The organism is Vibrio sp. 811 (assembly GCF_033339195.1).
This window is the reverse complement of sequence record NZ_JAWOUB010000556.1, coordinates 1-623: the sequence shown is the minus strand read 5'-3', so window position 1 is coordinate 623 and position 623 is coordinate 1. Positions and strand designations below refer to the sequence as shown.

Below are 623 nucleotides of genomic sequence, written 5' to 3'. Positions count from 1 at the left end.
ACTGGATATTTTTTTAGCAGCCTTTTTCATCGAATTTTCTTACTATCTTCTAAGAAGTAATCGTTATAAAAGTAGTAAATTGACGGGTAGTATTTTTTAACGAGCTTTTCATACGTCCCATCTTTTTTAATAGAATCTAAATAACGATCAAACGCTTCGCGTAATTCCGGTGAATTTTTACGGAACGCAACAGCCATTTTTTGATTTTCAGAAACAGGGCCAATAACTTTTATTTCTCCCGGCCATTTTTCTAAAGCAATTAATGTGTCTGCTACATCCAATAAGGTACTTTCAGCATCATTTTTCATGATGGCAGGTACCATTTCGTTTAGGAGTCGTTTGCCATCGGGCAAAATCACTTTGGCACCCGTGTCGTACAAGTCGTAAAGGTTTGGGTCTAGGCACGAATGCTCTAGCGCCAACACTTCTCGTCCATCGATCAACTCTTTCACTGTCTTGACGTCTTCGTCGATCGAGCCACTTGGCTTAATTGGACTTAAACTTGAATCGGTACGAGAAACAAGCCATACCGCCGATGGGAAGTAGTCCTGAGAAAAGTCCAATACCTCTTCCCGCCAATCCAAAATCGTCACGCCATTGGCGATCAGATCACCCTCAATTGG

General features: G+C 41.3%; 1 protein-coding gene. It reads right to left on the bottom strand.

Going from position 1 to position 623, the window contains the following annotated elements:
* Positions 1-26: 26 nt before the first annotated feature.
* A partial coding sequence (locus R7Q46_RS28070) for a transporter substrate-binding domain-containing protein (protein WP_318078420.1) occupies positions 27-623 on the bottom strand: 597 nt, incomplete at its 5' end.